The 25617-nt window shown below is 66.0% G+C and carries 25 protein-coding genes; 10 read left to right on the forward strand and 15 right to left on the reverse strand.

Annotated elements, in window-relative coordinates; all coding sequences use genetic code 11:
* The first annotated feature begins 13 nt into the window (after positions 1–13).
* Positions 14–514 carry a DinB family protein gene (locus tag ACFWF1_RS01540; RefSeq protein ID WP_379284021.1) on the forward strand — a complete coding sequence of 167 codons (501 nt, stop codon included), beginning with the start codon at positions 14–16 and terminating at the stop codon, positions 512–514.
* Positions 515–518: 4 nt separating this feature from the next.
* Here the strand turns inward: ACFWF1_RS01540 and ACFWF1_RS01545 are convergent, their stop codons facing one another.
* Positions 519–1754 carry an acyltransferase family protein gene (locus tag ACFWF1_RS01545; protein WP_379284451.1) on the reverse strand — a complete coding sequence of 412 codons (1236 nt, stop codon included), beginning with the start codon at positions 1752–1754 and terminating at the stop codon, positions 519–521.
* Between the two features lie 231 nt (positions 1755–1985).
* Here ACFWF1_RS01545 and ACFWF1_RS01550 point away from each other — a divergent pair, with 231 nt between their 5' ends.
* Positions 1986–3113 (forward strand): DUF3068 domain-containing protein, encoded by a 1128-nt coding sequence (locus tag ACFWF1_RS01550; protein WP_379284020.1) that lies wholly within the window; start codon positions 1986–1988, stop codon positions 3111–3113.
* A gap of 330 nt (positions 3114–3443) precedes the next feature.
* Here the strand turns inward: ACFWF1_RS01550 and ACFWF1_RS01555 are convergent, their stop codons facing one another.
* Positions 3444–4724, reverse strand: a complete 1281-nt coding sequence (locus ACFWF1_RS01555) for a polysaccharide biosynthesis protein (RefSeq protein WP_379284019.1) — start codon at positions 4722–4724, stop codon at positions 3444–3446.
* Positions 4725–5170: 446 nt separating this feature from the next.
* Between ACFWF1_RS01555 and ACFWF1_RS01560 the strand changes: the two genes are divergently transcribed.
* Positions 5171–7012, forward strand: coding sequence for a hypothetical protein (locus ACFWF1_RS01560; protein WP_379284018.1), 1842 nt, complete (start codon positions 5171–5173; stop codon positions 7010–7012).
* A gap of 61 nt (positions 7013–7073) precedes the next feature.
* On the opposite strand, the gene ACFWF1_RS01565 is transcribed toward ACFWF1_RS01560, so the two are convergent.
* Positions 7074–8246: a glycosyltransferase family 4 protein gene (locus tag ACFWF1_RS01565; protein WP_379284017.1), complete on the reverse strand. Its 1173-nt coding sequence runs from the start codon at positions 8244–8246 to the stop codon at positions 7074–7076.
* Between the two features lie 236 nt (positions 8247–8482).
* Here ACFWF1_RS01565 and ACFWF1_RS01570 point away from each other — a divergent pair, with 236 nt between their 5' ends.
* Positions 8483–9277 carry a class I SAM-dependent methyltransferase gene (locus tag ACFWF1_RS01570; protein ID WP_379284016.1) on the forward strand — a complete coding sequence of 265 codons (795 nt, stop codon included), beginning with the start codon at positions 8483–8485 and terminating at the stop codon, positions 9275–9277.
* 2 nt (positions 9278–9279) lie between these two features.
* On the opposite strand, the gene ACFWF1_RS01575 is transcribed toward ACFWF1_RS01570, so the two are convergent.
* Positions 9280–9582 (reverse strand): hypothetical protein, encoded by a 303-nt coding sequence (locus tag ACFWF1_RS01575; protein ID WP_357384703.1) that lies wholly within the window; start codon positions 9580–9582, stop codon positions 9280–9282.
* 209 nt (positions 9583–9791) lie between these two features.
* Between ACFWF1_RS01575 and ACFWF1_RS01580 the strand changes: the two genes are divergently transcribed.
* Complete coding sequence (locus tag ACFWF1_RS01580; RefSeq protein ID WP_379284015.1) at positions 9792–11234, forward strand: aldehyde dehydrogenase; 1443 nt, start codon at positions 9792–9794, stop codon at positions 11232–11234.
* On the opposite strand, the gene ACFWF1_RS01585 is transcribed toward ACFWF1_RS01580, so the two are convergent.
* A complete protein-coding gene (locus tag ACFWF1_RS01585; RefSeq protein WP_357384699.1) occupies positions 11235–11438 on the reverse strand; it encodes a hypothetical protein in 204 nt (67 codons plus the stop codon).
* A 436-nt stretch (positions 11439–11874) separates the two neighbouring features.
* Entirely contained in the window at positions 11875–12825 is a 951-nt protein-coding gene (locus tag ACFWF1_RS01590) for a GlxA family transcriptional regulator (protein WP_379284014.1), read from the reverse strand.
* Positions 12826–12996: 171 nt separating this feature from the next.
* Between ACFWF1_RS01590 and ACFWF1_RS01595 the strand changes: the two genes are divergently transcribed.
* The 4 genes from ACFWF1_RS01595 to ACFWF1_RS01610 all read left to right on the forward strand — a co-directional run bounded on the left by ACFWF1_RS01595 (position 12997) and on the right by ACFWF1_RS01610 (position 15636).
* Positions 12997–13326, forward strand: a complete 330-nt coding sequence (locus ACFWF1_RS01595) for a helix-turn-helix domain-containing protein (protein ID WP_379284013.1) — start codon at positions 12997–12999, stop codon at positions 13324–13326.
* Entirely contained in the window at positions 13323–14153 is an 831-nt protein-coding gene (locus ACFWF1_RS01600) for an ImmA/IrrE family metallo-endopeptidase (RefSeq protein WP_379322147.1), read from the forward strand. Before ACFWF1_RS01595 ends, ACFWF1_RS01600 begins: the two co-directional genes overlap by 4 nt.
* Positions 14150–14776, forward strand: coding sequence for a hypothetical protein (locus ACFWF1_RS01605; RefSeq protein WP_379284012.1), 627 nt, complete (start codon positions 14150–14152; stop codon positions 14774–14776). Before ACFWF1_RS01600 ends, ACFWF1_RS01605 begins: the two co-directional genes overlap by 4 nt.
* Before the next feature lie 104 nt (positions 14777–14880).
* Positions 14881–15636, forward strand: a complete 756-nt coding sequence (locus tag ACFWF1_RS01610) for a phosphohydrolase (RefSeq protein ID WP_379284011.1) — start codon at positions 14881–14883, stop codon at positions 15634–15636.
* 121 nt (positions 15637–15757) lie between these two features.
* On the opposite strand, the gene ACFWF1_RS01615 is transcribed toward ACFWF1_RS01610, so the two are convergent.
* The 9 genes from ACFWF1_RS01615 to ACFWF1_RS01655 all read right to left on the reverse strand — a co-directional run bounded on the left by ACFWF1_RS01615 (position 15758) and on the right by ACFWF1_RS01655 (position 24047).
* Positions 15758–16354: a hypothetical protein gene (locus ACFWF1_RS01615; protein WP_379284010.1), complete on the reverse strand. Its 597-nt coding sequence runs from the start codon at positions 16352–16354 to the stop codon at positions 15758–15760.
* A gap of 27 nt (positions 16355–16381) precedes the next feature.
* Positions 16382–16699 (reverse strand): hypothetical protein, encoded by a 318-nt coding sequence (locus ACFWF1_RS01620; RefSeq protein ID WP_379284009.1) that lies wholly within the window; start codon positions 16697–16699, stop codon positions 16382–16384.
* A 42-nt stretch (positions 16700–16741) separates the two neighbouring features.
* On the reverse strand, positions 16742–17086 hold the full coding sequence (locus ACFWF1_RS01625; protein WP_379284008.1) for a hypothetical protein: 345 nt from the start codon (positions 17084–17086) through the stop codon (positions 16742–16744).
* A gap of 93 nt (positions 17087–17179) precedes the next feature.
* Positions 17180–17578 carry a hypothetical protein gene (locus ACFWF1_RS01630; protein ID WP_379284006.1) on the reverse strand — a complete coding sequence of 133 codons (399 nt, stop codon included), beginning with the start codon at positions 17576–17578 and terminating at the stop codon, positions 17180–17182.
* Between the two features lie 83 nt (positions 17579–17661).
* Positions 17662–18024, reverse strand: coding sequence for a hypothetical protein (locus ACFWF1_RS01635; protein WP_379284005.1), 363 nt, complete (start codon positions 18022–18024; stop codon positions 17662–17664).
* Positions 18025–18386: 362 nt separating this feature from the next.
* A complete protein-coding gene (locus ACFWF1_RS01640; protein WP_379284004.1) occupies positions 18387–20219 on the reverse strand; it encodes a phosphoenolpyruvate carboxykinase (GTP) in 1833 nt (610 codons plus the stop codon).
* A 284-nt stretch (positions 20220–20503) separates the two neighbouring features.
* Positions 20504–22081 (reverse strand): hypothetical protein, encoded by a 1578-nt coding sequence (locus ACFWF1_RS01645; RefSeq protein ID WP_379284003.1) that lies wholly within the window; start codon positions 22079–22081, stop codon positions 20504–20506.
* Positions 22068–23201, reverse strand: a complete 1134-nt coding sequence (locus tag ACFWF1_RS01650) for a hypothetical protein (RefSeq protein WP_379284001.1) — start codon at positions 23199–23201, stop codon at positions 22068–22070. Before ACFWF1_RS01650 ends, ACFWF1_RS01645 begins: the two co-directional genes overlap by 14 nt.
* Before the next feature lie 63 nt (positions 23202–23264).
* Positions 23265–24047 (reverse strand): SDR family oxidoreductase, encoded by a 783-nt coding sequence (locus ACFWF1_RS01655; protein WP_379284000.1) that lies wholly within the window; start codon positions 24045–24047, stop codon positions 23265–23267.
* 187 nt (positions 24048–24234) lie between these two features.
* On the opposite strand from ACFWF1_RS01655, the gene ACFWF1_RS01660 reads away from it, so the two are divergent.
* Entirely contained in the window at positions 24235–25578 is a 1344-nt protein-coding gene (locus tag ACFWF1_RS01660) for a lipase family protein (protein WP_379283998.1), read from the forward strand.
* Positions 25579–25617: the final 39 nt, after the last annotated feature.

The following is a 25617-nucleotide window of genomic DNA, read 5'->3' on the forward strand; positions in this document are numbered from 1 at the left end:
AATGTGACCCCGCGTGAGTACCTGTGCTGAATGCGGTTTTGTCTACGACCTGACCCGCGCGACCGATGTCGCGCTGTTGGCCAGAGAGCACGCCGTGGAATACGCGGACCTGCTCCTCACCGATTCGCCGAAACTGCGGCAGCGACCGGACGCCGGCACCTGGTCCCCGCTCGAATACGCCTGTCACATGCGGGATGTGCTGCTCATGCAGCGGGAGCGCGTTCTGGCCGCCCGCCGTACGGACACGCCGGAGACCACGCCGATGGGCCGCGACGAGCGGGTCGAGCACGACGGCTACGCGGATCAGAAGCCGTCCGATGTCGGCCGTCAACTCCGGGACGCCGCACTGTTGTTCGCCAATGTGCTCGACCGACTGGACGCCGGGGACTGGGAGCGGACGCTGATCTTCAGCTACCCGGAGCCGGAAAAGCGTTCGCTGCGCTGGCTCGCGCTGCACACCCTGCACGAACTCCGGCACCATCTGCTCGACATGCACCGGCAGCTGGATACCTGACCTGTCACGGAGCCGCGAGGCGATCTTCCTCTTCGACTTCCGGAGCGGGCTTCGCCCGGTCCCGGCCGCGCGCCCACTGCCGCATCGGTTCCTCGATCAACGCGTAACTGGCCGCCGCGACGGGCAGGGTCAGCACAATGGTGAGGACGACGACGTAGCCGAAATCCCCGCTGAACGGCACGATCCCGAACACCGGGAACACCACCCACAGCACCGCGAGATGCCACAGGAAGATGCCGTAGGACCACCGCCCGATGGTCGCGGCCACCCGCGATTGCAGCCATCGATGCGGCCGGCCGGTATCGCCGAGCACCAGCGGGGCGAGCAGCGCGAAGCCGATGATCGCGCCGAGTCCCATCTTCGACGCGTACTGCCACGGCTCGGCGTGCGTGAGTCCGCCGGGGCCGCCGATATCGGTGGCCGAGAGCAGGAAAGCGGCCAGTGCGACGGTCCACATCAACCACTGGTTACCTGCCAGCCGACGCCAGCGTGATAGCCGTTCGCTACCAAAAGAAAGTTCGGCGAGCACCATTCCCATCGCGAACCACGGCAGATATCCGGGCAGCCAATTGTCGGAATGGATCGCGTCCGGCGTCGGCACCGGAATGAAGTTCCAACTCAGGCAGACCGCCGCCAAGCCGAGCAGCATCGGAACCCGCCATCGAACGGCATTGCCGCGCAACCACACCGCCGCGAACGCCAGCAACGGCAGCACCAGATAGAAGGCCACCTCGACCGAGAGACTCCACATCTGCGTGAGCCCATCGGTCAGCGTCAACGGCACGAACACCTGCAGCAGCGCCAGATTCGACACCCAGACGCGCAACCCCGCGGTCCCCGCCGCACTCGGCAGCAGCACCAGCACCACACTGACCACAGCCCAATACGCAGGCAGGATGCGCGCGGCACGATGCCGCAGGTAGTAACCGAGCGACGGCGCCCGGCCGAGCCCGCGCGCCGCGGCGGCATGTGGCCGCCAGAGCAGAAAGCCGGAGAGCGCGAAGAACACCGCGACCGCCATGTCGAACCGGCCCCACACCCGCCCGATCACCGGTGTCCCCGCGGCGCCGGTCTGGAATGCGACGTGCGTCAACAACACACCGAGGGCGGCCATCCCGCGCATGCCTTCGAGCGCGGGCAGAAAGGCGCGGTTCGGCACTGATTCGGTCGCCGGGGCGTCGGCAGCGGAGGCAGTGGACGCGGTTACAGGCCCACCCGCCGCCCGGCCACCACCCCTCATCGAATCGCTGCGCGATGCTTTCACTCTTCGGGCTCCAGTCTGCCTTGCCAATTATCAGGTGATAACTCGACGTTTCACATTCCGCGCTAAACTCGGGCGATTTCTCGGCCGTTTCCGGCCTCGGCACCGCATGGTACGACACCGGACTGTTAGTGTCGGGGCTCACGAGTGCCGCGGGCGGCCCGCCGTACTCGCCGGAACGACCCCTGTTCTACGACGAGGAGAGTTTGCATGGCACTGAGTGCCGGAACCAGAAGGACGGTGGCCTGCCTGCTCGTGGGTCTCGGCGCGTTGCTGATTGTCGCCGCGCTGCTGATCCCGACCTACACCGTCGGCAAACTGGCGAAGACTCCCCTCGATCTCGAGATCACCACCATCGCGACCAATGTGCCCGGCGAGGACAGCCTGGTGCTCGACTCCAAGTCGCTCACCGCGCCGGAGGGGGCCGCGAAGATCGACTCGAACGTGCCGCTGGTCTCGCAGCGCTTCCTCACCGTCGAGGAGCCCTCCGACGCCGACGAGATGACGGTGCAGGCGGGTCAGACGTTGCGGCGCATCGACAAGCAGGGCGACACCGGCCTGCTCACCGCGACCATCGACCGGGTCACCATCGACCGCAAGTCCGGTGAGCCCGTCGCGAAGGATCCCAACGGCTCCATCGCGGTCACCGTGGACAAGGAAATGAAGTCGGTCGCGGATCCGGTGCAGCACACCGGCCTGCAGTACCGCTTCCCGATCGGCACCGAGAAGAAGAACTACCCGTACTTCGATCTCAACGCGCGCAAGACCTTCGACATCAACTTCGTCGAGGAATCCGAGATCAACAACATGAAGGTCTACCACTTCCAGCAGGCCATTCCGGCGACCAACCTGTACGACGTGGTGAAGGCGCCGACCAACAAGCTGACCTTCCCGGCCGCGAAGTGGGGCGTGCCCGGCGACGGCGACGTCACCATGGCGCGCTGGTACACCAACACCCGCGACCTGTGGGTCGAGCCGAAGACCGGCACCGTGATCAAGGGTGGCGAGCAGATCCACCTGTACTACGGGCGTGACGCCAAGCCCGAGGTCACCGCGCTGAAGTCGCACATCGTGTTCGACGAGAACACCATCGAGTCGCAGATCTCGGTGGCCAAGGAGAACATCGACAAGCTGTCGCTGTACGGGCGGATCATGCCGATCGTGCTCGGTGTCGTCGGCGTGATCGCGCTGATCGTCGGTGCGGTTCTCGGTATTCGCGGCGGCGGTTCGACTCCTGCCGCAGCGGGCGGCGGTGGGCCGCTGAGCCAGGGTCGTGGCGCACGGCGTGCGGACAGTGATCCGCCGACTGAGCAGATCAACATCACGAAGCAACCTTGAGTTAGCTGAAGCGCTCGGCCCCCGGTCATCGACCGGGGGCCGAATTCGTTTTCGCCCTCAGCTTTCGCACACCGACTGCCTGAACTCCAGCCGCTATCCGGAATCGCTGGACCGATCGCGCGCATGAATTCTGCTGCCGCGCAAGAATTCTCCAGCAATTTCGTTCGCTTCGAGCAAATCAGTGCGCGTCTACGCCGACGGCGGCGCGCAGGGCGATGGTGTCGCGGTGGGCGGACCGGCGCGCGGAATCGCCAGCCAGGCAACAGCATTGGACTCGTCAGATTCGGAGACCACGTCAATGCGCGCGAACCCATGGTTCGGGCGGCTTGCCTACGGTAGTCGCTCGGGTTGGCGGGTGGGCGCGCCGCTGTCGCGATCGGCGGTGCGCAAGACGATGATCGCGACCACGAGGGTGGTGGCGGCCGCGACGGAGGCGACCGTCGTGATGAGGGTGGGGATCGAGCGGGCGAACGAAACCATCAGTGTCACTTCGACGGCGAGGCCGAGCCAGGTCAATGCTGCCAGGGCGGTGCGGTCCACCGCGATGGCGGAAAGCATCGCGCCCTGCAGGACCGCGAGGATGGCGCCGTGTAAGGCGAACAGCCACAGCAGGCCTTGGATGGGGGCGTAATCCTGGCCTGCCAGTAGCGGAGCCAACGGCGCGGCGAGCGCGGCGCAGCCAACAGCCACGATGCCGATGCCGGACAACACCGCGAGCGCCGATCTGATCGCGCGCGCCGAGTGCGTGGGCTGGGCCATCCGTGGATACAGCACGACGCCGACCGCCTGCGGCAGCCAGAACGCGATCTTCGCGGCGATGGTGCCGAGCGCGTAGCGGCTGGCGTCCGCGTCGTCCAGAACCATCCGGACCACGATCAGGTCCGTGGACGACAACGCCATCAACGCCGCCTGCACCTGCGCGGCCCGCAGCACCGGAAGTACGCCGATGGCGTGGACTACCGCGTCTTCGTCGGTTCCGGTGCGCGCCCGCGAGGGTGGTGCGGTTCCGGTGCGCGCCCGAGAGGCCGGTGTCCCGGCGACGAAGCGCGCGAATACCGCGGCGACCGCGATGCCTAACGCGGCCGCGCACAGGGCCAGCGCGGCGCCGCCACCCACGGCGAGCACCACAAGCGCAGGGGCCACCCGGAGAATCCCGGCGGCACCGAGTACCACGCCTAAAGCCCGAAACCGCCTGCCGCCCTGGAGAACTCCCTGTTCACCGGACAGCAGCACCAATGCGGGTGCCGCACCGAGCGCCGCCGCGCACGCCGCGACACCGACGTTCAACGCAGTGGTTACCACCGGCACCAAGACCGCGACGACCACCGCCACGATCACCGCACACCGCCACTGCAACCCCCGCAGCGCTCCGACGCTCGCGCCCCGAACCAACTCCCTGGCCACCACGTTCTGCAACGCCAGCGCGGGCACCGCACACAACAACTGCACCGCGAGCAGACTCGCGAACTCGCTGTACCCCGAAACCCCCAGCCACCGCCCGGCCAGCAACTGCAGCAGATACCCCGCCACATTGGCGGTCATCGCCCCCGCCGTAACCAACGTCAGATCCGCCACCACAGGAAACCGACGGACAGCAGACACGCCCGCCATCGTCCCACCCGCCTGTCAGCAGGGACGTCCCGCCCTGCCGCACCGGCCCGGCCACGAACCGCTGCCGGTCGCCGGCTCGCCGAAAAGTGGACGCCCACACCTACCGATTCGGCGCCCGACCTGGCGGACTCACAGTTCCTCCACACGCCTCACAGGGCCTGTACTCCCTGTGAGGCGTGTGGAGGGTCTGTGAGTTCAGGCGCTCAACGGGGCTGTCGACGCCTGAGCTGCCAGCGGACGTTCTCGCCGTAGCCGTTGCGGCGGTCCTTGGCGTAGCTCAGCTGCTTCTTCTCCTGCGGGGATCTCCTGACCACGGATCCCACGGTATGGCGGCCGGGAATAGCTGCCCAGTTCTTTTCCGACCGTGGCAGCACGGTGCGCGGGGACCTCGGACCGTAGGGTGCACAAGCGTGACGGAGAGCGGGCAGAGGCGACGCGACCGGTGGGTGAAGTTTGTCCCGGCCGGGTACAGCGCGGTGCTCACGCTGCTCATCGTTGGTCCGCTGCTCGGATCCGGGTATCTGTTGCTGCGGGATGCGGTGAGTACGCCGCGGTCTTATCTGACCGATTCGGCGCTCGGACTCGGGGACGCCGCGCCTCGTGCCGTGCCGCAGGACGCGCTGCTCGCGGTGTTGTCGTCGGTTGTCGACGGTGGCCTGATCGTCAAAGCCATTCTGCTGGTCGCGCTGTGGGCGGCGGGCTACGGTGCGGCGGTGCTGGCGCGCGAACTGCTGGGCGCGGCGGTCCCCGCGCAGTTGGTCGCCGCCACGGTGGCGCTGTGGAATCCGTATGTGGCCGAACGTCTTTTGCAAGGTCACTGGAGTTTGCTCGCCGGGTATGCCGCGTTGCCATGGGTTGCCTTGGCCGCGTATCGGATTCGGACAGCTGCGGGGCGTCACGCTGCGAGCAGTTGGGCGTTCTTGGCGGGATGTCTTGCCGCAGCGGGGCTTACGCCGACCGGCGCCTTGCTGGCCGGTGTCACCGCGTTGGCGCTGGCCGGGCGACGGCATCTCGCCGGTGTGCTGGCGTTGCTGCTCGCCGCGTCCGTGCCGTGGTTGACCGCCACCGCGTTGTCCGGGGCGGCCGGCGAGCCGTCCGATCCGGCAGGCATCGCCGCATTCGCGGCCCGCGGCGAACCCGGTCTCGGCACGCTCGGCAGTCTGGCCGGGCTCGGCGGCATCTGGAACGGCGACGCGGTACCCGATTCGCGCACAACACTTCTCGCGTTGATCGGCACCGTTCTGCTGCTCGTCATCGTCGCGATAGGCGTGCGTTCGGTGATGACCGACGGCAATGACCTGTACGTCCGCAGTGCACTCGTCGTACTCGCAGCGCTCGCCATTCTGCTGCCCACACTCGGCGCGACCCCGTGGGGCATGCACGTGCTGGAATGGCTCGTAGCCCACGTGCCCGGTGCGGGCTTGCTACGGGATACCCAGAAGTATGTGGCGCTGGCGATGCCCGCCTACGCGTTGTGCGCTGCCGCAGGTTGCGGGGTGCTCGCCGGGCGATTCTCGACTGGCCGAGCATCCACACCAAACGACAGTGCACCGCGCACAGTCGATACACAGCCTTCGGAATCCTTGGCGCAGCAAGAGATCGGCGCCTCGACGACCGCCACCTCCGACGGCGCTGCGCTGCCGAGCGCCACTTTCGACCCGGTGTCGAAGTTATCCCCAACTGTGACGGGTACGGTCGCAACAATTCTCATCGCCCTGCTGGTACTGCCGCTGCTCGATCTCGCGTGGGGCGTCGGCGGTGCGATGCGACCTGTGCACTATTCCGCCGGGTGGCAGCAGGTCGCGGACCGGATGGACGATCCCGGCGACGTCGCGGTACTGCCGGGCGGGATGTTCCGGAAGTTCCGATACAGCGGGAAAGCGCCTGTCCTGGATCCCGCTCCGCGCCTGCTGCCGCAGGACGTCCTGCAAACCGGCGAACTCCCGGTGCGCGGCCGCACCGTATCCGGCGAAGGCACCCGCGCCCGCGCAGTGGAAACCCTGCTGCTGCACGGCGGTTCAGCCGAGGAACTGGCCGACCACGGCGTCGGCTGGGTACTGCTCGAGCGTGGCACCCCCGGCCCGCTTGGCGAATCGAAATCAACACTCGCACAACTCGATCCGATATTCAGCGACAACGATCTCGCCCTGTACCGGGTCCCTGGAACCATCCGGCAGCGCAGGGGATCAGCGACAGATCGCGCCCTTACCCTTGCGGCCCACGCACTTTGGCTGGTCCTACTCGTCGGCGGCCCACTCGTCGCAACGATCACGCGCCAAAAGCGCTGAGCCACAGCGATCCGAGCCAGCACAACTCGACCGGACGTGGCGCGTATGCACCGGGACAGGCTCAGTGGGCCGATCGGGGGGCGATCAGTCCGGAAGAGTGCTCACCGCGGGCGACTGCGGCCAACACCTCGTACACGCCGTTTCCCGTTTGCTCCCACGAGAATTCACGTGCCCGCGAGCGAGCCTTCTCCCCCATGACAGTCCGCGCGGCCCGGTCATCGAGCAATTCGCCTACCGCGTCGGACAATTGGGCGACATCGTCGACCAGGAGACCGGTAACCCCGTCTACGACGGAGTCGGTGAGTCCGCGCGAACTGCGGTACCCGATGGTCGGCACACCGTGCTGCGCGGCTTCGATGACCGCCAGACCCCAGCCTTCCTTACGCGAAGGCAGCACGTGTACCCAAGCGCGGGAAAGCAATTCATGCTTACGACGCTCATCGACGTGGCCGTGGAAGGTGACCGCGTCGGCGATGTCGAGACTGTGCGCGTCGGCCTTCAGGTTGTCCGCCCACCAGCCGTCGCCGATCACGTCGAGGTGCAGGCCGGGAATTCGAGTCCGCAGTCGTGCGACCACGGCGAGCGCGTCCTCTATCTGCTTGTGCGGCACCAGCCGTGACAGCACCACGATGCGCGGGTTCTCGGTGCGTGTCTCGGTGGCGCCGGTCGGCGCGCCGGCGGGAACCGGTTCGGCACCGTTGCGCACCACCGCGATCCGGGACTGTTCGACGCCGAGGGTGGCCAGTTCTTCGGCCGAGGGCAGCGAGACGGTCAGGTACTGGTTGCGTCGATGCACCCGCGGGGACAGCCGCGACTCGATGAACCAGCCGATCCGGCCGACCAGTCGTCCGGCGACCGGCCACTGTTCCCGGTGTCCGTGGTGCACCAGCACGACGGCGGGCGCCTTGGTGGCGGCCGCCGCGAAGAACGGGATGCCGTTCTGGGTGTCGATCACCGCGTCGGGGCGCAGGCCGCGCAGCGGTCCGAGGCCGAGCCTGCCCAGTGCCATCGCGGCCAGGGCCCGCGGGTAGACGGAGAAACGGCCGCCCGCTCGGCTGATGTCGATGCCGTCGACGTGCTCGCGTTTCGGTGCCCCCGGGTAGCGGGCGGTGCGCAGGGTGACCTTGACCCCGCGTGCCGCGAGCTGCGCGCCGACCTGCTCGAGGTACCGCTCGCTGCCGCCGCCCTGCGGGTGCCCGGTGTCACGCCAGCACAGCAGGAGGACTTCGCGCACGGTCGAGCTTCTCTCGGTCAGGTGGTCCCGGTCGGGAACGTCGGATATCGCGCTACACCCTAACCCGAGCGCTACGCCCAAGCCTGATCACCGACCGATCCGCAGGCGCATTGTCGGCAAATACGGCTGGTCGACCGGCGGCGTCCGCCCAGTTCATTTTCAGCGCGAACCGTGCAGTCCGGCGAACGACCAGTCCTCGCCACGAGGGAAGAACACGTTATGCGAGACTCGGCGCCGTGTTGAAAGCCGAAAAGACGCCGTCCGCTGGTGTGCGATCGCGCGCGCCCCGGTTCGCGCGCCGGGCGACGTTGCGCCGGTCGCTGCGGTTGCTCGGCAGTTTCCGGTTCGAACAGTCCGATCCCGCGGTGTTCTACGGCGGTTTGGCCGAGGACAGCGCGGCGATGATCGGCGATTTCTACACCGACCTCACCGGCAATGGTTTGGCCGGAGCGACGATTCTGGATGTCGGCGGCGGGCCGGGTTATTTCGCCGACGAGTTCGTCAAGACGGGTGCGCGCTACATTCCGGTCGAGCCGGATCCGTCGGAGATGCACGCCGCCGGATTGTCGGTGGCTGGTGCGGTGCGCGGCTCGGGAATGGCGTTGCCGTTCCGCGATGACGCGGTGGATATCTGTTTTTCCTCGAATGTCGCCGAGCACGTGTCCAGGCCGTGGCTGATGGCGGACGAGATGGTGCGGGTGACGCGGCCAGGTGGGCTGATCGTGTTGTCGTACACGGTGTGGCACGGCCCGTTCGGCGGGCACGAGACCGGGCCATGGCACTACCTCGGTGGCGAGTACGCGGCGCGCCGGTATCGGCGCAAGCTGGGGAAGGAACCGAAGAACCGGTTCGGCCAGTCACTGTTCGCGGTGCGCGCGTCCGACGGGTTGCGTTGGGCGGCAGACACTTCCGCCGATGTGCGGACCATCTTCCCGCGCTATCACCCGCGCTGGGCTTGGTGGCTGGTCCGTATCCCGGGGATGCGGGAGCTATTGGTGAGCAATCTCGTGGTGGTGGCTACCAAGAAGTAGCTCTAGGGCTCCAGCCAGCCGCGGCGCCAGCTGCGCCTGCCGCACGGCTCGTGCATCGGCCGGGTCCACGGCGATTCCTGAATGGCCAGTCCGACGGTTTCCAGCGTGGTCAATCCAACCTGATCCGCTAGCACACCGACGACGGCAATGGCCTCTGCTGCCTGCATGGCTGCGGTGGCTTGCTCGATTGTCAGCGTGCGACCGGGTAGGAAGGAGACCACCCATCCGCCCGCACCAACGCTTTTCGCTTGATGCTCGGTTTGATCGCTGGTCATCAACGATCGGTCGACCACTTGCACCGCCATGACTCGGGCTCCCCAATGGTGGTATCGGTTCAGGAATCGAGCGAGCTGATCAGTAGCTACAGCATCCTCTTTCCAGCAACAGAACGCAATAGTGCGTTCTACGAAAAGCGGACCGACAGGTTGGGATTGGTCCTGCTCAGTGGGACTGCGCGGACCCAGAACTGACACAGGTTACAGACAACCGGGCGGCAAAACTGTAACGTGTTCTCATGCATTACGACAGCTTGTTCATCGGCGGCCGCTGGACCGCGCCAGCCTCCGCCGAGCGCGTTCAGGTCATCTCGCCGGCCACGGTCGAGCCGGTGGGCAGCGTCCCCGCGGTGGTTCGCGCCGACGTCGACGCCGCGGTCGCCGCGGCCAGGCACGCCTTCGATCACGGCCCGTGGCCGTCGACCCCGCCGGAAGAGCGGGCCCAGGTGCTCACCCGCGCCGCGCGGCTGATCGAGGAGCGCTCGGCCGACCTGATGGCCGCGCTCACTGCGGAAATGGGCGCACCGCAGATGATCGCGATGACGCTCAACCAGATTCCCGCGGTGGCCGCCCTGGATTCCTACGCCGGGCTCGCGAAGTCGTTCCCGTGGAACGAGACTCGCACCGGACTGTTCGGCACCTCGCGCGTCAGCCGGGAACCGCGCGGCGTCGTCGCGGCCGTCACCGCATGGAACGTGCCACTGTTCCTCGCCGCCAACAAGCTCGCGCCCTCGTTGCTAGCCGGCTGCACGGTGGTGCTCAAACCCGCACCGCTGACGCCGATTACAGCGAATATACTCGCCGACATCTTCACCGAGGCGGGTCTGCCCGAAGGCGTGCTCTCGGTGCTGCCCGCCGAGGCCGAGGCCGCCGAATACCTGGTCTCACATCCCGGCGTCGACAAGGTCACCTTCACCGGAAGTACGGCCGTCGGCAAGAAGATCGGCGCGATCGCCACCGGACAGCTCAAGAGTGTCTCGCTGGAGCTCGGCGGCAAGTCCGCGGCAATCCTGTTGCCGGACATGGACATCGCCGGTATTCCGGTACTCGCATTCTCCGGTTTGATGAACAGCGGGCAGGGTTGCGTCGCGCAAACCCGAATCCTCGCGCCGCGCAGCCGGTATGACGAGATCCTCGACGCGCTGGTCGAACACGTGAAGACGATGAAGGTCGGCGACCCCAACGATCCGACCGTGCAACTGGGCCCGCTGATTTCCGAGCGCCAGCGCGAGCGGGTCGAGGGCTACATCGCCAAGGGCAAAGAAGAGGGCGCGCGTGTCGCGCTCGGCGGCGGGCGGCCCGAGGGCCTGGATCGCGGCTGGTTCGTCGAGCCGACCATCTTCGCCGACGTGGACAACAAGTCGACCATCGCCCAGGAGGAGATCTTCGGCCCGGTGCTGTCGGTGATCCCGTACGAGACCGAGGACGAGGCCGTGGCCATCGCCAACGATTCGGTCTACGGCCTGGCCGGCTCGGTGTGGACCGCGGACGTCGAGCACGGCGCGGAGATCGCCGCACGCGTGCGGACCGGGACCTACGCGATCAACTGGTACGCGTTCGATCCCAGCTCACCGTTCGGCGGCTACAAGAATTCCGGCCTCGGCCGGGAAAACGGCCCGGAGGGCCTCGACTCGTTCTGCGAACAGAAGTCGCTGCTCATGCCCATGGGCTGGGCAGGCTGATCAGTCGGTCGGCATGACCACCCGCAGCACGGGCTCGCTGTGGCGGCCCGTGAGGCTCGGCGCGTCGACGATCTCGACGCGCCAGCCGGGGGGCAGCACGGCCTGCAAACGCCCGGCAGCGCGGCGCAGCGGTGTGCTAGCGGTCGCCAGTTCGAAACCGGCAACCAGGGGCGTGATGGACGCCCCGGTCTCCAGATCGGTCATGCTCCAACCACCTCTCGCGCGTCGATCTCATCGTTCGCCGCGAGCATCGCGGAAACCCGATGTCGATAGGGAAGTAGTTCAGTCGATCAGTAAACAGTTGGCAATCTGACTGACAGGTCATGAGACCAAGAACACGGCAAGCATAAGCCACTTGTGCGCAAATCTCGCACACCGGGCAACTACCCCATATCGAGCTTCGGCAAACCTATGGTGCTCGTGACCTGTGCACACCGACCATTACCAATAGCACCACAACAATGGGTTCGCGCGACGGGAAACACGCCATAACAGTGATTGATGATCTGTCATTAATCGCAAGGCGGGTTGGCGGGCGGACATCTGTCGTTCGCGACAGGTTGGGGTACGCCATGATTCACGGCGGCCGCGCCGAAAGTTGCTGTCGCACCGCACTGGATTGCGTCTACACACCGACCGGTCAGTGGCGCAACGAACGACGATAGTCAGCCGGAGTTGTGCCGGTTGCTGCCCGGAGGTGCGTACGCAATGCGGTCACGCTGCCGAATCCCGACTGCGCCGCGACCACTTCGACTGGCAGGTCAGTGGTTTCGAGCAGTTCCCGGGCCCGCATCGTGTGCTGCGCGTCGAGCCAGCGTCGCGGTGTAGTGCCGACCTCCGCCTTGAACCGGCGGATGAACGTGCGCTCGCTCATCAGCGCGTTCGCGGCCAGCGCCGAAACATCAGATGCCGCAGCGGGGTTCTGCGTCGCCCACGCCAAGGTCGCGGCCAGTCCGCCGTGGAAATCGCTGCCCGCCAAGGCATCAGGAATGTATTGTGCCTGGCCGCCCGCACGATGCGGCGGTGTCACGTTCCAGCGCGCCAATTCCGCCGCCGGGCTCGCGCCCAGTTCCCGGCGGGCGATGTGCAGGCAGAGATCCAATCCCGCCGACAGGCCTGCGGAGGTGAGTACGTCACCGTCATCCACATAAAGCGCCGTCGGATCCAGTTTGACGGCGGGGAACATGGCGGCGAACTCGTCGCAATAAGCCCAGTGCGTGGTGGCGGGCCGATTGTCCAGCAGACCGGCCCGCGCGAGCACGAACGCGCCGACACAGATGCTCACCATGGTCGCGCCGCGCGCCGCCGCGGCACGCAGTGCCACAAGCGCTTCCTCCTCGGGAGGCAACGTCGGCAACCCGATGCCGGGCACTACGACGATGTCAGCGGAAGCCAACGCCTCCAGCCCATGCTCGACCCGCAGATCAAACCCGTTCGGCGTCCACACCGGCCCAGGCCGCACCCCACAGGTCTCCATCTGAAACCCCACCGGCACCCCGAACTTCCCCGGCCCATGCCGAAACACCTGCACCGCACAGGCGAGGTCGTAGGTCATAACGCCATCCAAGGCGAGGGCGACAACCTGCTTCACCAGCCCAGTTTGGCATGAATCCGACCATGACTGCCATCCCTGCCATCGGCGTTGAACGCGCCTCGGGACCCGACCGATCAGGCAGCCGGAATATTGCCTTGTACTGCGGTTTTCTCTATACTGAATCACACAATCTGATTCTGATTCAGAGGGAGGCGCGGCATGACTTCGATGACGATCGGCAAGCGGATCGAGCGTGCACTGCGCGCTGCCGGGCTGAGCCAGCGCGACTTGGCCACCGAGACGGGGATTTCCCAGTCGACCCTTTCGCGGACCATCGCCGGTGAGCGACCAGCGAAGATGAATGAGCTGGTAGCTATCGCTCAGGCCACTGGAGTGATGTTGGCCGAACTCACCGGCACCTCCAAGGTGGCAGATCAGGTGCGCTGCGCCGCGCGTTCAGCCAACTGCGCGCCGATGGATTCCATGTACGAGCAGATGCTGCATTTCCTCGAGCTCGATGCCTACCTCGATGACCAAGCGATCGAGGCGATCGGATGATCGCAGAGTCGGAGGGCCGGGATGCGGCCGAGCGCTTCCGGAAGGAACATCATCTCGGCTCTCAGCCACTCGGGGATCTTGTCACGTTGATCGAGCAAACAGTCGGTGCCGACGTTGCTGTGCTCGACACCGGCGTCGATCAGCACGGTATGACGATGCGGCGAGGGCACTACGGGACCGTGTACATCGCGGTAGCCCGGACCCCGAACCCGATGCGGCAACGTAGCACTCTCGCACACGAATTGGGCCATGTGGTCTTCGATGATTGGGCAGACCAACCACAGCTCGATTCGGCCAGCCCAACCGAAAGCCGGGCGAATGCGTTCGCCCGGCATCTACTGCTCCCGCTTCAGAGTGTCGCGGATCTGACGGCTGCGGAGTCCGGGCACGACCACCTCGCGATGTTGTCCAAAATTGTGCAACGCTTTCAGGTCTCGCCAGCGATCGCCGCGATCGCGTTGGAGCAGGTCGGATGTATCAGCACCGCTGACAAGGCACGGTTCATGTCCGAAACCACTCCCCGGCTGGCGGCGCGGTTCGGGTGGTCGGATCAATATCAGGCGCTGCAGATGGAATCGAACCGCCGACGAGCCCCGCAGCGGCTGCTGACTCGAGCGATCTCGGGTTACCTGCAGAATGCGGTTTCGATCCGAACGATTGCGACACTCCGCGGTCTCGACGCCGCAGTAGTCGAGAAGGAACTTTCAGACGCTGGACTCACCCCTGCAGAACTGGTCCCGGCCTGGGTTGATCCCGGCGATCTTCCCGACGTCGATGTCGATCTCACCGAACTCGACGCGGACTTGGGCGATAGCGGGATCGTATGAGGGCAAGGCCGGTCATCGATGCTGGACCCGCGCTCAATTTTCTGGCCATCAACCAAGAACGCCTGTTGATCAGCGTGCTCGGCCCGATCAGTACGCCCGAGACCGTTGAGAACGAGGTGCTGCGTAAATCAAGAACAGACCACAGGTTCCAACGTGTCGGTCTGGTGTGGTCCAAGCTGACACCCAAATGGATTGAGGTTCTGTCCGACGATTGGACCCAGGAGCTGGAAGCGGTCTGTCATCGCCTCACCCAGATGTCATGGTCCGAGCGCCAGAAACAGGCGAAAGACCTGGGCGAGTTGTTGGTCGTCGCACACGCGGTCGCCGCGGCAGAACAAGGTCACCACGTAACCGTCGTCATCGATGACCGATCCGGCGCCAAAATGGCCACCGCCGAGTCGTTGCGCCTCAACCGGCTTCGTGCGCAACGGCATCCAGTCGGCTCGATTGTCCTAACCAACACCGCCAGCATTCTGGAACGAGCCGCAGGCAGTGCACACGTCCCCGATCGAGCCGCGATGAAAGCGATCTACCGGAATCTGCGTGAATACGACGACGGGCTCCTCCCGATCAGCGAAACCTCACTGCTGTCTTCAGAACTGTGGCAGGTAAGGCAACGATAGGCACGTTTGGCACGCATCCGAGCATCACTGTCATGCGTGCCACTCACCATCCGCGGCCCATACACGCTTGACTGAACCCGATTCACGAGCGAGAGGAACCGGGGATGACCACGTTTACCGGGATCGATTGGGACTGGGCAACCCGAACAGGTGGCGCTTTGTCGAGCCGGCAACGTCGGCAACTCATGGTCACTGTCACCCGCGCACTACCCACCATGCTCGCCGACCGCGCCCGCCTCACCATCGGCCGCCGCGGTGCCGGCCGCCTCGACTTCGCCGGCCTCCGCCTACCCGACTCAACGCTCGCCCGCGCGGCGGAAGCCGAAGCGCACGAATCACTCTCACCCCACGTCCTCGGCCATTCGTACCGCACCTACTTCTTCGGCCGAGTCCTCGCCGAACTAGACGGCGCCCGCTACGACGACGAAGTCGCGTACATCGCCTGCCTACTGCACGACCTCCAACTCGAACACCCCACGCCCGGAAGTTGTTTCGCAGTTACCGGCGCCAAGCGCGCCGTCGATTTCGTGTCCAGCGCCGGCGCGACGCCCACCCAAGCCCAGGCAATCGGCTACGCGATCGCCACCCACATCACCCCGGGCGACGGCAAAAACCTCAGCGACCCAGGCCGTTTCATCTACGCCGGCGCCTCCGTCGACGTCATCGGCAGCCGCATGTCCGAACTCGACCCGGATTGGGTAGCAGACCTCCTGAAACGCCACCCGCGCCTCAACTTCAGCAACCACATGATCACCGCCCTCACCAACGAGGCCAAAGCCATGCCTCGAGGCCGAACCCGTTGGTTGAACACCTACACCGGACTGCGCCAACTTATCCGCTTCGCGCCGTTCTCCGAATAGCCACTTCCCGATTAACTTCACAATTCTCCATAAGCTCACTCGCGGCATGCAACTCGGACTTCGAGCGCAAAGGAATTTGCAATTCTTGCCGCGCTCCGTTACCCCACCAGCTCTGTCAATTCTATTTTATATGGACCCAGATAACCGAACGGATTACCAGATCGTGAACCGTGAGCGCTGGAACTGAACTCAGTTCTCCGTGGAGAATATCAACAGCCCGGGGCAGCGCTACCAAGTCGGGAACGGGGGAGATATGAGACCGCCCGCTCAGCACAATTGAATCCCAATCCAGTTCTTCGGTTACTCCAGCCGAGTCAACTATGGCCGCGAGCAGATTAGTATCTGGATGTAGGATCGCATCGACCAGACCCTGAACCGCGACGCTTTTCTGATCCGAAGTCAGTGCGTCGAGGCCGAACTCCTGGACAACGGGGCCGTTCTCGATACGACGAACCCTGGCAACTACGTCCGTCCTGTCATCGAGCCAGAGTTGGTACGTCAATTCGTTGCGACTTTGCAACGATATATCGGATGCAAGCCCGGACCGAGAGACAAGGATCTGCTGACCCATCATCTCCCGTTCTGCACTGAGCTCAGTGAATGCACCGGTCGCCGGATTACCAATATGGAACCCGCCACTCTCGAGATCCGTTAGCAGTTGCGCCGCCATCCGCGCCGACCAGACATCGACGTATCGGTAGACGAAACCATCCGACATGTCCTACTTCTCCTACCTTTCCAATCGTCATTCCGCATGCGGCGGAACGACTTCCAATAGTCGCGCAAGGCCTGCTAGATACGACTGATCGTCCGGGCATAGAGACATCGACGCCAGCCCGGTAATCTCTTGACGCGCGGCGTCACGAATAGCAATAGTCAACTCAGCGGCTTGATTCGCGTCGAGCAAACCGAAGTCCAGTCCGCCGTTCGCGTTGGCACGGTGTTGTATCTCGGCCAGCTCGGGCCGGATCACTTCACTGCGCAAGCCCGCAGCGAACAGCCGGTCGAAAATACTGCCGGATACCCACCGCTCGCGGTCGTGACCGAAGCGGATAGACAACATCAGAACCCCTCCGCTAGTTGAGACGACGCCGGTCCTGCTCTGTCACTTCGGGGAGTCGCGTGCTTCGAACTCGATACAGGCAAGATCAGGCCAGTGAGTAGGGGAAACATCGGTGACCCATGCATACTCCAACCCCGACAGTAAGCCATCTGTGACCCATACCAGTATCTCACCCTGGTAATCACTCCCATCGAATACTCGCGCTCCTACCGGCAACGGACCATCAGATATGTCCGCCTTTGCTGCACCCGGCGATACCGTGATGTCGATGATCCACTTCGCAGTAGTCGGTGCAGCAGTGGCAGTATCGAGCTGCGCCAACAGCTCGTCGCGACCGAGCAAGTTCGACGACCGCACAAATCGATCGATTATCTCGAACTCGATCACAGACAGGCTCCGCCACTTCTTCACACCGCTCATGGTCTGAGTAGTTCTCCGATCTCGGACGTATGCATTTCCAGTAGCTGCCGATTCTCGCTGCTAGTCGGTAAATTCAGGGTGTATCCATACCGATGCCAACTCGTCGTGGTCGAGCCCGACGAGCGTTCCAGTGGCGATTTCGAATAGCCGTGTCGATGCTGATCCGTACCGGCTAACCCTTACCCAGCCCGTCCGGCGGTCGTACTCTGTCTTCCAATCGATGCCCTCGTCGAGCCCGATGGAGACTCCCGGTATCAATGGCGGCTCCGCCCGGACAGTTACTACAGCTGATTCGACATCCTGCGGCCGCACTTCTGCGTCGGACCAATTCGGCTGGTAGTGCAGGCCCCAGATATGCAGTGCGCGACCGGATTCGATATCTATCTCGAGCTGCAGGTATTGGATCACCAGAGAAGTGACGCCGCGTCTGCCGAAGCCACTCTCGACGGCGGTGGGCATCACATCGAATGAGTGCTCCGACCTCCGATAGATCGGCGTCAGCGGAATGGGAACGCCTGGACGCACCCCGAAACTTATACGACTCATGTGCCTGGTGACAGTCGGTCGACGCCACCGCGCCAAGGAAGTTCGTCCTCGAAATCGCTTGCCGCTACAGCAGGAAACCCTGCTTCCCACAGCGCGACCAAGGTTCGCCGAGCTGTGGTGAGGATTTCTTGTGGATCAATCGGATCCCGGGCCTCGATCTCTACCATCGATGGCCAGAATAGGAAGTCATCTGAATCGCCTTTGGCATCAGGATTTTTCAAGACATCCACGGTCGCAGTGGGCAGCGTCAAGGTCCGGAGTGCGAAATTTTCGCCTAGCAATCCGGCGATCAACTGCATCAGGACCGGGGGCTCTGCGCTTCGCACAAATATTTTGCAGAACCGATATTTCTCACACACGGACCCTCCGTTCGGGTTGTGTCGTGGACGGTGCCGATGAGTGCATGAGAACCCGGGGAGGAGCGAAGCTCAGTTATCGGAAGAATGATAGACGCAGCGCTGACAGCTGCGCGAGGAACCACACCGGATGCGGGGAGGATCCGCATGTGCAGCGAGTGGCACATGGTTACGGCAATGCCGTAGGAGCCCTCTCCACCATGTGCCACTCGCCAGTGCCCAAGTTGGCCGTAGGCACAGGGCACGTATAGCCGGTGGGCGGGGGTCCAAACGGGGGCGGTGCGGTTGTGGCGGAAATTGTTGGGGTGCAAACGAAACCGCCCGCACCGTTGGGAACGGTGCGGGCGGTTGAGGTTTCGAGCTGATCAGCCGAGGCGTTCTTTCAGTGCCTCGAACTCGTCGCGCACGCCCGAAGGCAGCTTGTCGCCGACGAATTCGAACCATTCCTCGATGAGCGGGATCTCCTTGCGCCACTCGGCGGCGTCGACCTTGAGGGCCTCGTCGACGTCGTCGGGGTCGACCTTGAGACCTTCGAGGTCGAGGTTGGCGGCGACGGGCACGTTGCCGACGGCGGTGGCGGTGGCCTCGGCCGAACCCTCGACGCGGCCGACGATCCACTCCAGCACGCGGGAGTTCTCACCGAAGCCGGGCCACAGGAAGCGGCCGTCGGCGCCGCGACGGAACCAGTTGACGTAGAAGATCTTCGGCAACTTGGTGGCGTCGGCGTTCTTGCCGAGGTTGATCCAGTGGTTGAGGTAATCGCCGACGTGGTAGCCCATGAACGGGATCATGGCCATCGGGTCGCGGCGCACGGTGCCGACCTTGCCCTCGGCCGCGGCGGTCTGCTCGGACGACAGGGTGGCGCCCATGAAAACGCCGTGCTGCCAGTCGAAGGACTCGGTGACCAGCGGGATGGTGGTCTTGCGGCGGCCACCGAACAGGATCGCCGAGATCGGCACGCCCTGCGGGTCGTCCCACTCCGGCGCCAGCGTCGGGCACTGCGACATCGGCGTGCAGTAGCGCGAGTTCGGGTGGGCGGCAAGGGTTTCGGTTTCCCGGAGGAACCAGTCGTTACCCTTCCAGTCGATCAGATGATCGGGCTCGCCCTCCAGGCCCTCCCACCACACGTCGTTGTTGTCGGTCTGCGCGACGTTGGTGTAGACGGTGTTGCCCGCCTCCATGGTGGCCATGGCGTTGGGGTTGGAGCTGTGGTTGGTGCCGGGCGCGACGCCGAAGAAGCCGTACTCCGGGTTCACCGCGTAGAGCTGGCCGTCCTTGCCGAAACGCATCCAGGCGATGTCGTCGCCGAGGGTCTCGGCGCGCCAGCCGGGCACGGTCGGCTGGATCATCGCGAGGTTGGTCTTGCCGCAGGCGCTCGGGAAGGCGGCGGCGATGTAGTAGGCCTTGTTCTCCGGCGAGATCAGCTTGAGGATCAGCATGTGCTCGGCCAGCCAGCCCTCGTCGTGCGCCATGGCCGAGGCGATGCGCAGCGAGTAGCACTTCTTGCCGAGCAGCGCGTTGCCGCCGTAGCCGGAGCCGTAGCTCCAGATCTCGCGGTCCTCCGGGAAGTGGGTGATGTACTTGGTGTCGTTGCACGGCCACGGCACATCGGCCTGACCGTCGGCCAGCGGCGCGCCGACGGAGTGCAGCGCCTTCACGAACGGGCGGTCGGTGCCGAGCTTCTCCAGCGCGGCCTTGCCCATGCGCGTCATGACGCGCATCGAGACGACGACGTATTCGGAGTCGGTGATCTCCACGCCGAGCTTGGGGTCCTCGGCACCGAGCGGGCCCATGCAGAACGGCACCACGAACAGGGTGCGGCCCTTCATCGAGCCGCGGAACAGCTCGGTCATGGTGGCGCGCATCTCGGCGGGGTCGACCCAGTTGTTGGTCGGGCCTGCGTCGGCTTCGCTCTTGGAACAGATGTAGGTGCGCGACTCCACCCGAGCCACGTCGGAAGGATCGGAGAGCGCGAGGAAAGAATTCGGCTTCTTCTTCGGATCGAGCTGCTTGAACGTGCCCGCCGCGACGAGCTGGGCGGTGAGGCGGTCCCATTCTTCATCGGAACCGTCGGCCCAGACCACCCGCTCTGGTTGCGTGAGTTCGGCGACTTCCTGTACCCAGGCGAGTAGTTCGCTGTGCTCGGTCGGCGGCTTACCGTCGGATCCACGAAGACCAGGAATGGTCGCTGAGGTCATGAAAACTCTCCTGAGATGGGCGGTCCCTACGATGCGTCCCCGCCTGGCTGACCATTCGAGCGACCTGCGAGCAGTCGCTACGGCAAAGGCCCTTGACCAGCGCGAACTAACACCGAGCGCCACCATTGGCGGGAAGGCACCCGCTACGACCAGTCGAAAGCGCGCCCCGGCTGGACGGCGGACGAGGACTTAGCGGACGCCCAAGTTCCTGGTTAGAGGTTAACGCGATGTGACGACCGGTACTGAATCGGGTTCGTCACTATGTACCCATTCTTATGAGTTAATCAACCCGTGATCCAACGATCGAGGATCGCGATATCCCGTTCGCACGCGGCCAACTGACCCGGTTGTTCGGTGACCATGCGCCGTAAACGAGCCTCGAGTTCGGCGACTCTGCGATCGGTGTCCACCATACGGGTCGTGCTCACCTGTACGACCCAATCGGCCAGCACCGTCTCGGTTTCCACGAGCGCGGTCGCGACCCGCTGCTCGAGCTGGGCTTTTACATTGATCAGCGCGTCGGACACCCACTGCCGCACGTGCGCGCGATCGGCCAGCTGCCCGCGCGCCCGCACCACCCAGCCCGCCGCGCCCGCACCGAGCAGCAGGGTCACCGGGACGCTCGCGAAATCGAGGGCGGGCACCAGAGAAAGTGGCGAAACCAACAGCCTGCCGAGGCCGACACCCGCCGACGCGCCGAGCGCGATCATGAGGTGATCTTCGACACCGCGGTGCCGCGGATCGGGATCGGGGCCGACCCGGGGTGCGGGGTCGCGGCGGCGCAGCGGCAGGCTGTTTCCCGGCGCGACGTCCCCGATGATGTGTGTGGTGAGTTCGGCGAGTCGCTGGTCGATGGCGAGGTCGACCGCGCCGGTCAGTTCGGTGGCGGCGTGTTGCAACCGCTCCGGGTAGCCGCCGAGCTCGTTGCGGCGCAGCCGATCGAGATCGGCGCGGGTCGCCGTGTGCAGCGCCCTGATCCGGGCGCCGAGATCGGTCATCAGGTCGACCCGAGCCAGGTGCAACTGGCCGCGCAGGGTGGACATCGCGGTGGCCCGGCCGCCGTCGCGACCGGCGAGCAGCACGGCGCGCTCCTCGCGCAGCTTGGCCGTCTCGGCGCCGGAATGCAGCGCCGTCACCTGCTCGCCGACCCGCTGCCTGGTATCGCTGAGCACGCGTGCGGTCACCGCCGCGAGCCTGCCGCCACCCTCGGCTTCCGCGCCGAGGGCAGCCGCGGTCAAGGCCGCGTGCAGCGCGCCGAGCCCGGACCGATCCATCAGTCCCGCGTCGTTCGCGGTGCGCGCCGCGGTGGCGAGGCGCGCCGACACCGGCATGATGTCCAGCTCGACGGCGCCCTGTGCGGCGAGCAGTTCCAGATCGCGGGCCCGCACCGAGCGCCAATCCTGGTAGGCGTGAATACCGTTCATGGCGAGCAGGATGCGGGCACCGTCCGCGCGCAGGCGGTGCACGATGCGCAGGGTGTCGGCACCGATCGTGGTCCCGGCGTCCAACAGGATCAGCGCGACCGGCGACGGCGCGGTGCCCGACGGCGACGTGGTCTCCACCGCCGCACTCGCGTCGGCCACCGGATCGGCGATAGTGATGCGCGGTTCGAAGCGGGCGAGCTCGGTCCGCAGCAGCGTGGTGTTGGCGTCGGCGGGCCCGATCAAGGTCACCGCGCCGGCCGCGCCTGCCCCCTGAACCGCGCGCAGCAAGGCGATTCCCTGCGGATTCCACCGTGCCACCACGGCTTCCACCTCGGGCGGTGGACTGACGGAACGAGCGGTCTCGGGTGCGACAGCCGCCTCGGCAGGCAGCTCGAGCGGTCGGTCGGCCCCGGCGGGCGGGGGTTCAGAGCCCGGCACTGCTCATCCGTTCCCATAGTCGGATATAGCCGTTGTGCACGCGTAACGCGGCCCGTCGCGCGGTGGGCGGCATGTCGCTGGACACCACGGCGCGCCAACGGGAGGCACGGGCCATCGCGTCGTCGGCGTCGGCCGGCGCCGGCGCGGCATAGCCCGCGGCGAGGTGGGCGACGGAGGGGTGGGCCAAGCCCGCGCACAGGCCGAGCCAGCGGGCGTCGTCGCCGAAGAGGTACGCCTCCAAGATGTCTCGGGCCGTGCTGCCCTCGTCGGGAACCGCCCTGGCGGCCAGCCGGGTGAGTTCGTCGAGGAGTTCGCCGCCACGCAGCGCGGAGACCTGCTCGTAGCGGCGGTGCAGCAGGCGGTGTAGCGCGTCGATTCCGCTTGCGGCGTGCAGGATTTGCAACAAAGTCTGCGGGGCGAGCTCCGGATCGTGGCCGAGCGCGGCCAGCGCGCAGCTCACGCCGTACAGGTCCCAGCGCTGCAGCAATTCTTCGCGACCGGCCAGGTCCGGACCGGGCGCGACGAACAGATCCGGCGAAAGCGTCAGCGCGGCATCGGCATTCGCGGCCAGCCTGCGCAACACGAGCACATCGGCGTCGGTCATCGCACCCGACCTGGTGCGCAGGGCGAGCGAGGCGACCACCGGAAGCACGGCGGTACCGACCTCCCGGCCGTACTGCTCGGCGGCGGCGACCGCGTCGCCCCAGCGCCCGCCGATCGCATCGGCCTTGTTCAACACCACGATGGTGCGCTCCGGCGGCAGCGTCGCCAGCACGCGGCGGTCCGCGGGCGAGGGTGCGGCGGACAGCACGTAGATGACGATGTCGGCGTCGAAGGCGGGATCCGGCATGTCCGGCTCATCGACCGGACCGGTCTCCACGGCCGACATGAGCGCGAGCGCCTGCAGCACCGTCGTGCGGCCCGCGTGGGCCCGGCCCATCACCTGGATGCGCGGCGGCGTGCGCCAAGCGCTGACGGCGGCGCCCGCGGCATAGCCGATCTGCTTGTCCCGCCCCGTGCCGAACCGCAGGTCGGCGAGGAGCCGGTCGAGCTGGTCGTGTTCGCGCGCGGGCACGCCGCGTTCGCGCAACGGCCCGTCGGACTCGGTGGCTGTCGGCATGTTGCACCCCCTTTACGGTGCGCAATTCTTGCAGAAGACGCGACGCGACAGGTGGCGACCGCCTCAGGTACCGCTGAAGTATTTGTTCGCGGTGCGCACGGCCCAGTTCGGCGCGTACTTGGCGGCGACCGCCAGGGCCTTCGCCTGCGCGCCGATCTCGTAGTGCACCTTGGGCAGCCTGCCGCGCTTGCGGGTGGCGTCCCAGATGCCCGCCGCGACGTCCTCGGCGGTGAGCCGGACGCCGAGCGACTTCGTCGTGCCGGTTTCCACCCCGTGCACCATGGCGGTGTCCACGAACAGCGGCCAGATCGCGATCACCCGGATGTCGTGGTGCTCCCATTCGAGATCCAAGGCCTCCGTGAGGCTTTTGACCGCGGCCTTGCTCGCGCCGTAGCTGGCCAGTTCCGGCTGGCCGTAGATGGCCGACGCCGAACACAGGTTCACCACCTGGGCGCCCGGAGTGTCGCGCAGATAACTGAACGCGGTGTGCGTGCCAGTGAGCACGCCGCCGAGGTTGACGTCGATGATCGTCTGATGGGCGGACAGTTCGAGGCCCTCGAACGGACCCGCGCGCAGAATGCCCGCGTTGTTGATGAGGATGTCGAGCTGTCCGGCGGCGGTGTGGAATTCGGCGAGTCGCTCGGCCCACTGGGTGGCATTCGTCACATCGAGTATTCCGGTGTGCACGCTGCCACCTGTGCCGGTGACGTCGGCCGCGAGCCTGGTCAAGCCGACTTCATCGATGTCGTAGGCGCCGACGCGGTACCCCTGCGCAGCGAAAAGCAGGGCCGTCGCCCGGCCGATCCCGGCCGCGGCACCGGTGATGAACACTGACGGTCTGCCCATACCGGGCAGTCTAGTGCGGTCGACCAGGTAGGAGCGGGCTTCCCAGAGCCCGACCGGTCATTTACCCTGCATTCAAGTGGTCGGCGCCATTGTTGGTGCGCAACTTCGCTTTTCGAACGCGGCGCATCGACCTCCAGGAGCGCTTGCGAGCGCGAATGCGCGAGGCCGCACCGACGAGGAGGTCGCGATGACAGCTGATGTCATCGGCACTGCCGATACGGAGCCCGCCCTAGCGGACGGGAAACCGCTGCTGCCGAGCAGCGACCCGTTCCATCGGCCGCCCAAGGGTTTCGCGGCCAAGCCGCCCGGCACCATCCTGCGCAGCCGCAAGATCGAACTGGCGCTGTTCGGTGTTGTGCCGCAGCAGGTCTCGGCCTGGCAGCTGCTCTACCGCAGCTGCGATATGCACGGCACGCCGGAGGCCGCGATCACCACGGTGCTGCTGCCGCTGGACGCCGATCCGCGAGAAGACCGGCCGTTGCTGGCCTTTCAGACCGCGATGGACGCCGTCACCGAGAAATGTTCTCCTTCTTACGCATTGCGCTACGGCGCCCGCGCGCTCGGCTCGGTCACCCAGTTCGAGTGGCTGCTGGTCGCGAACGCCTTGCGCCGCGGCTGGGCCGTCAGCATCGCCGATCACGAGGGCCCGCGCGGAAACTTCGGCGCGCCACGCGAACCCGGCTACCGCGCGCTCGACGGCGTGCGCGCCGCGCAGCGGTTCGCCCCGCTCGGCCTGGGCCCGCACACGCCGATCGCGGTGTGGGGCTACTCCGGCGGCGGCATGGCCAGCGCCTGGATGGTCGAGATGGCACCCACCTACGCGCCGGAACTCGACATCGTCGGCGCGGTGCTCGGCGCACCGGTCGGCGACCCCGGCCAGGTCTTCGCCCGATTGAACGGCACCAGCTACGCGGGCCTGCCCGCCATCGTGATCGCGGCGCTGCGCAGGCTCTATCCCGTACTCGGCGCGATGCTGCAGAACGAACTCACCCTGGACGGCCGCCGCTTCGTGGCCCGCGCGGAAAACGCGACGCCGTTCGGCGCCATCTTCGGCCTGGCCAACAAGCGGATGGACGACTACCTGAGCCGTCCGCTCGACGAGGTGATCGCGACGCCGGAGTTCCAGGCCATGTTCGACGATCTGCGCCTTGGCAATTCGACGCCGACCTGCCCGCTGCTGGTGGTGCAGCCGATCCACGACCAGGTGATCCATCTGGACGGCATCGACGGTCAGGTCGAGCGCTACCGGCGCGGCGGCGCGCAGGTCACCTATGTGCGCGACCGGCTCAGCGAACACTTCTCGCTGCTGCCACTGGCCACCCCGATCAGCCTGGAGTGGCTCGCGGACCGGCTGGCCGGGCAACCGGTGAGCGACGTGGGCGACCGCACCGTGTGGTCGGTCGCCGCATCACTGACCGGAGCGCGCGGCCTGTACGAGATGATGGTGACCGCGGCCAAGGTCGCCCTGGGCCGACCGCTGCGACAGGAGAGCGCGCCGGTGGCCAGGATCGACCGCGCACGCGCCGCCTGACCTCCCGATGGACGGCAAGCACGCACTCGATTGCCGCAC

Origin of the sequence: Nocardia sp. NPDC060255 (assembly GCF_042727395.1) — a bacterium.
GTDB lineage: Bacteria > Actinomycetota > Actinomycetes > Mycobacteriales > Mycobacteriaceae > Nocardia.

Coding starts and splice junctions, on each gene's coding strand:
- ACFWF1_RS01555 (WP_379284019.1), bottom strand. CDS start 4,724: ATGGCGGGCGTGTCTGCTGTCCGTCGGTTTCCTGTGGTGGCGGATCTG.
- ACFWF1_RS01550 (WP_379284020.1), top strand. CDS start 1,986: ATGGCACTGAGTGCCGGAACCAGAAGGACGGTGGCCTGCCTGCTCGTG.
- ACFWF1_RS01620 (WP_379284009.1), bottom strand. CDS start 16,699: ATGTTGTCTATCCGCTTCGGTCACGACCGCGAGCGGTGGGTATCCGGC.
- ACFWF1_RS01640 (WP_379284004.1), bottom strand. CDS start 20,219: ATGACCTCAGCGACCATTCCTGGTCTTCGTGGATCCGACGGTAAGCCG.
- ACFWF1_RS01610 (WP_379284011.1), top strand. CDS start 14,881: ATGACCACGTTTACCGGGATCGATTGGGACTGGGCAACCCGAACAGGT.
- ACFWF1_RS01605 (WP_379284012.1), top strand. CDS start 14,150: ATGAGGGCAAGGCCGGTCATCGATGCTGGACCCGCGCTCAATTTTCTG.
- ACFWF1_RS01600 (WP_379322147.1), top strand. CDS start 13,323: ATGATCGCAGAGTCGGAGGGCCGGGATGCGGCCGAGCGCTTCCGGAAG.
- ACFWF1_RS01650 (WP_379284001.1), bottom strand. CDS start 23,201: ATGCCGACAGCCACCGAGTCCGACGGGCCGTTGCGCGAACGCGGCGTG.
- ACFWF1_RS01660 (WP_379283998.1), top strand. CDS start 24,235: ATGACAGCTGATGTCATCGGCACTGCCGATACGGAGCCCGCCCTAGCG.
- ACFWF1_RS01595 (WP_379284013.1), top strand. CDS start 12,997: ATGACGATCGGCAAGCGGATCGAGCGTGCACTGCGCGCTGCCGGGCTG.
- ACFWF1_RS01630 (WP_379284006.1), bottom strand. CDS start 17,578: ATGCCCACCGCCGTCGAGAGTGGCTTCGGCAGACGCGGCGTCACTTCT.
- ACFWF1_RS01655 (WP_379284000.1), bottom strand. CDS start 24,047: ATGGGCAGACCGTCAGTGTTCATCACCGGTGCCGCGGCCGGGATCGGC.
- ACFWF1_RS01585 (WP_357384699.1), bottom strand. CDS start 11,438: ATGACCGATCTGGAGACCGGGGCGTCCATCACGCCCCTGGTTGCCGGT.
- ACFWF1_RS01615 (WP_379284010.1), bottom strand. CDS start 16,354: ATGTCGGATGGTTTCGTCTACCGATACGTCGATGTCTGGTCGGCGCGG.
- ACFWF1_RS01580 (WP_379284015.1), top strand. CDS start 9,792: ATGCATTACGACAGCTTGTTCATCGGCGGCCGCTGGACCGCGCCAGCC.
- ACFWF1_RS01575 (WP_357384703.1), bottom strand. CDS start 9,582: ATGGCGGTGCAAGTGGTCGACCGATCGTTGATGACCAGCGATCAAACC.
- ACFWF1_RS01545 (WP_379284451.1), bottom strand. CDS start 1,754: ATGAGGGGTGGTGGCCGGGCGGCGGGTGGGCCTGTAACCGCGTCCACT.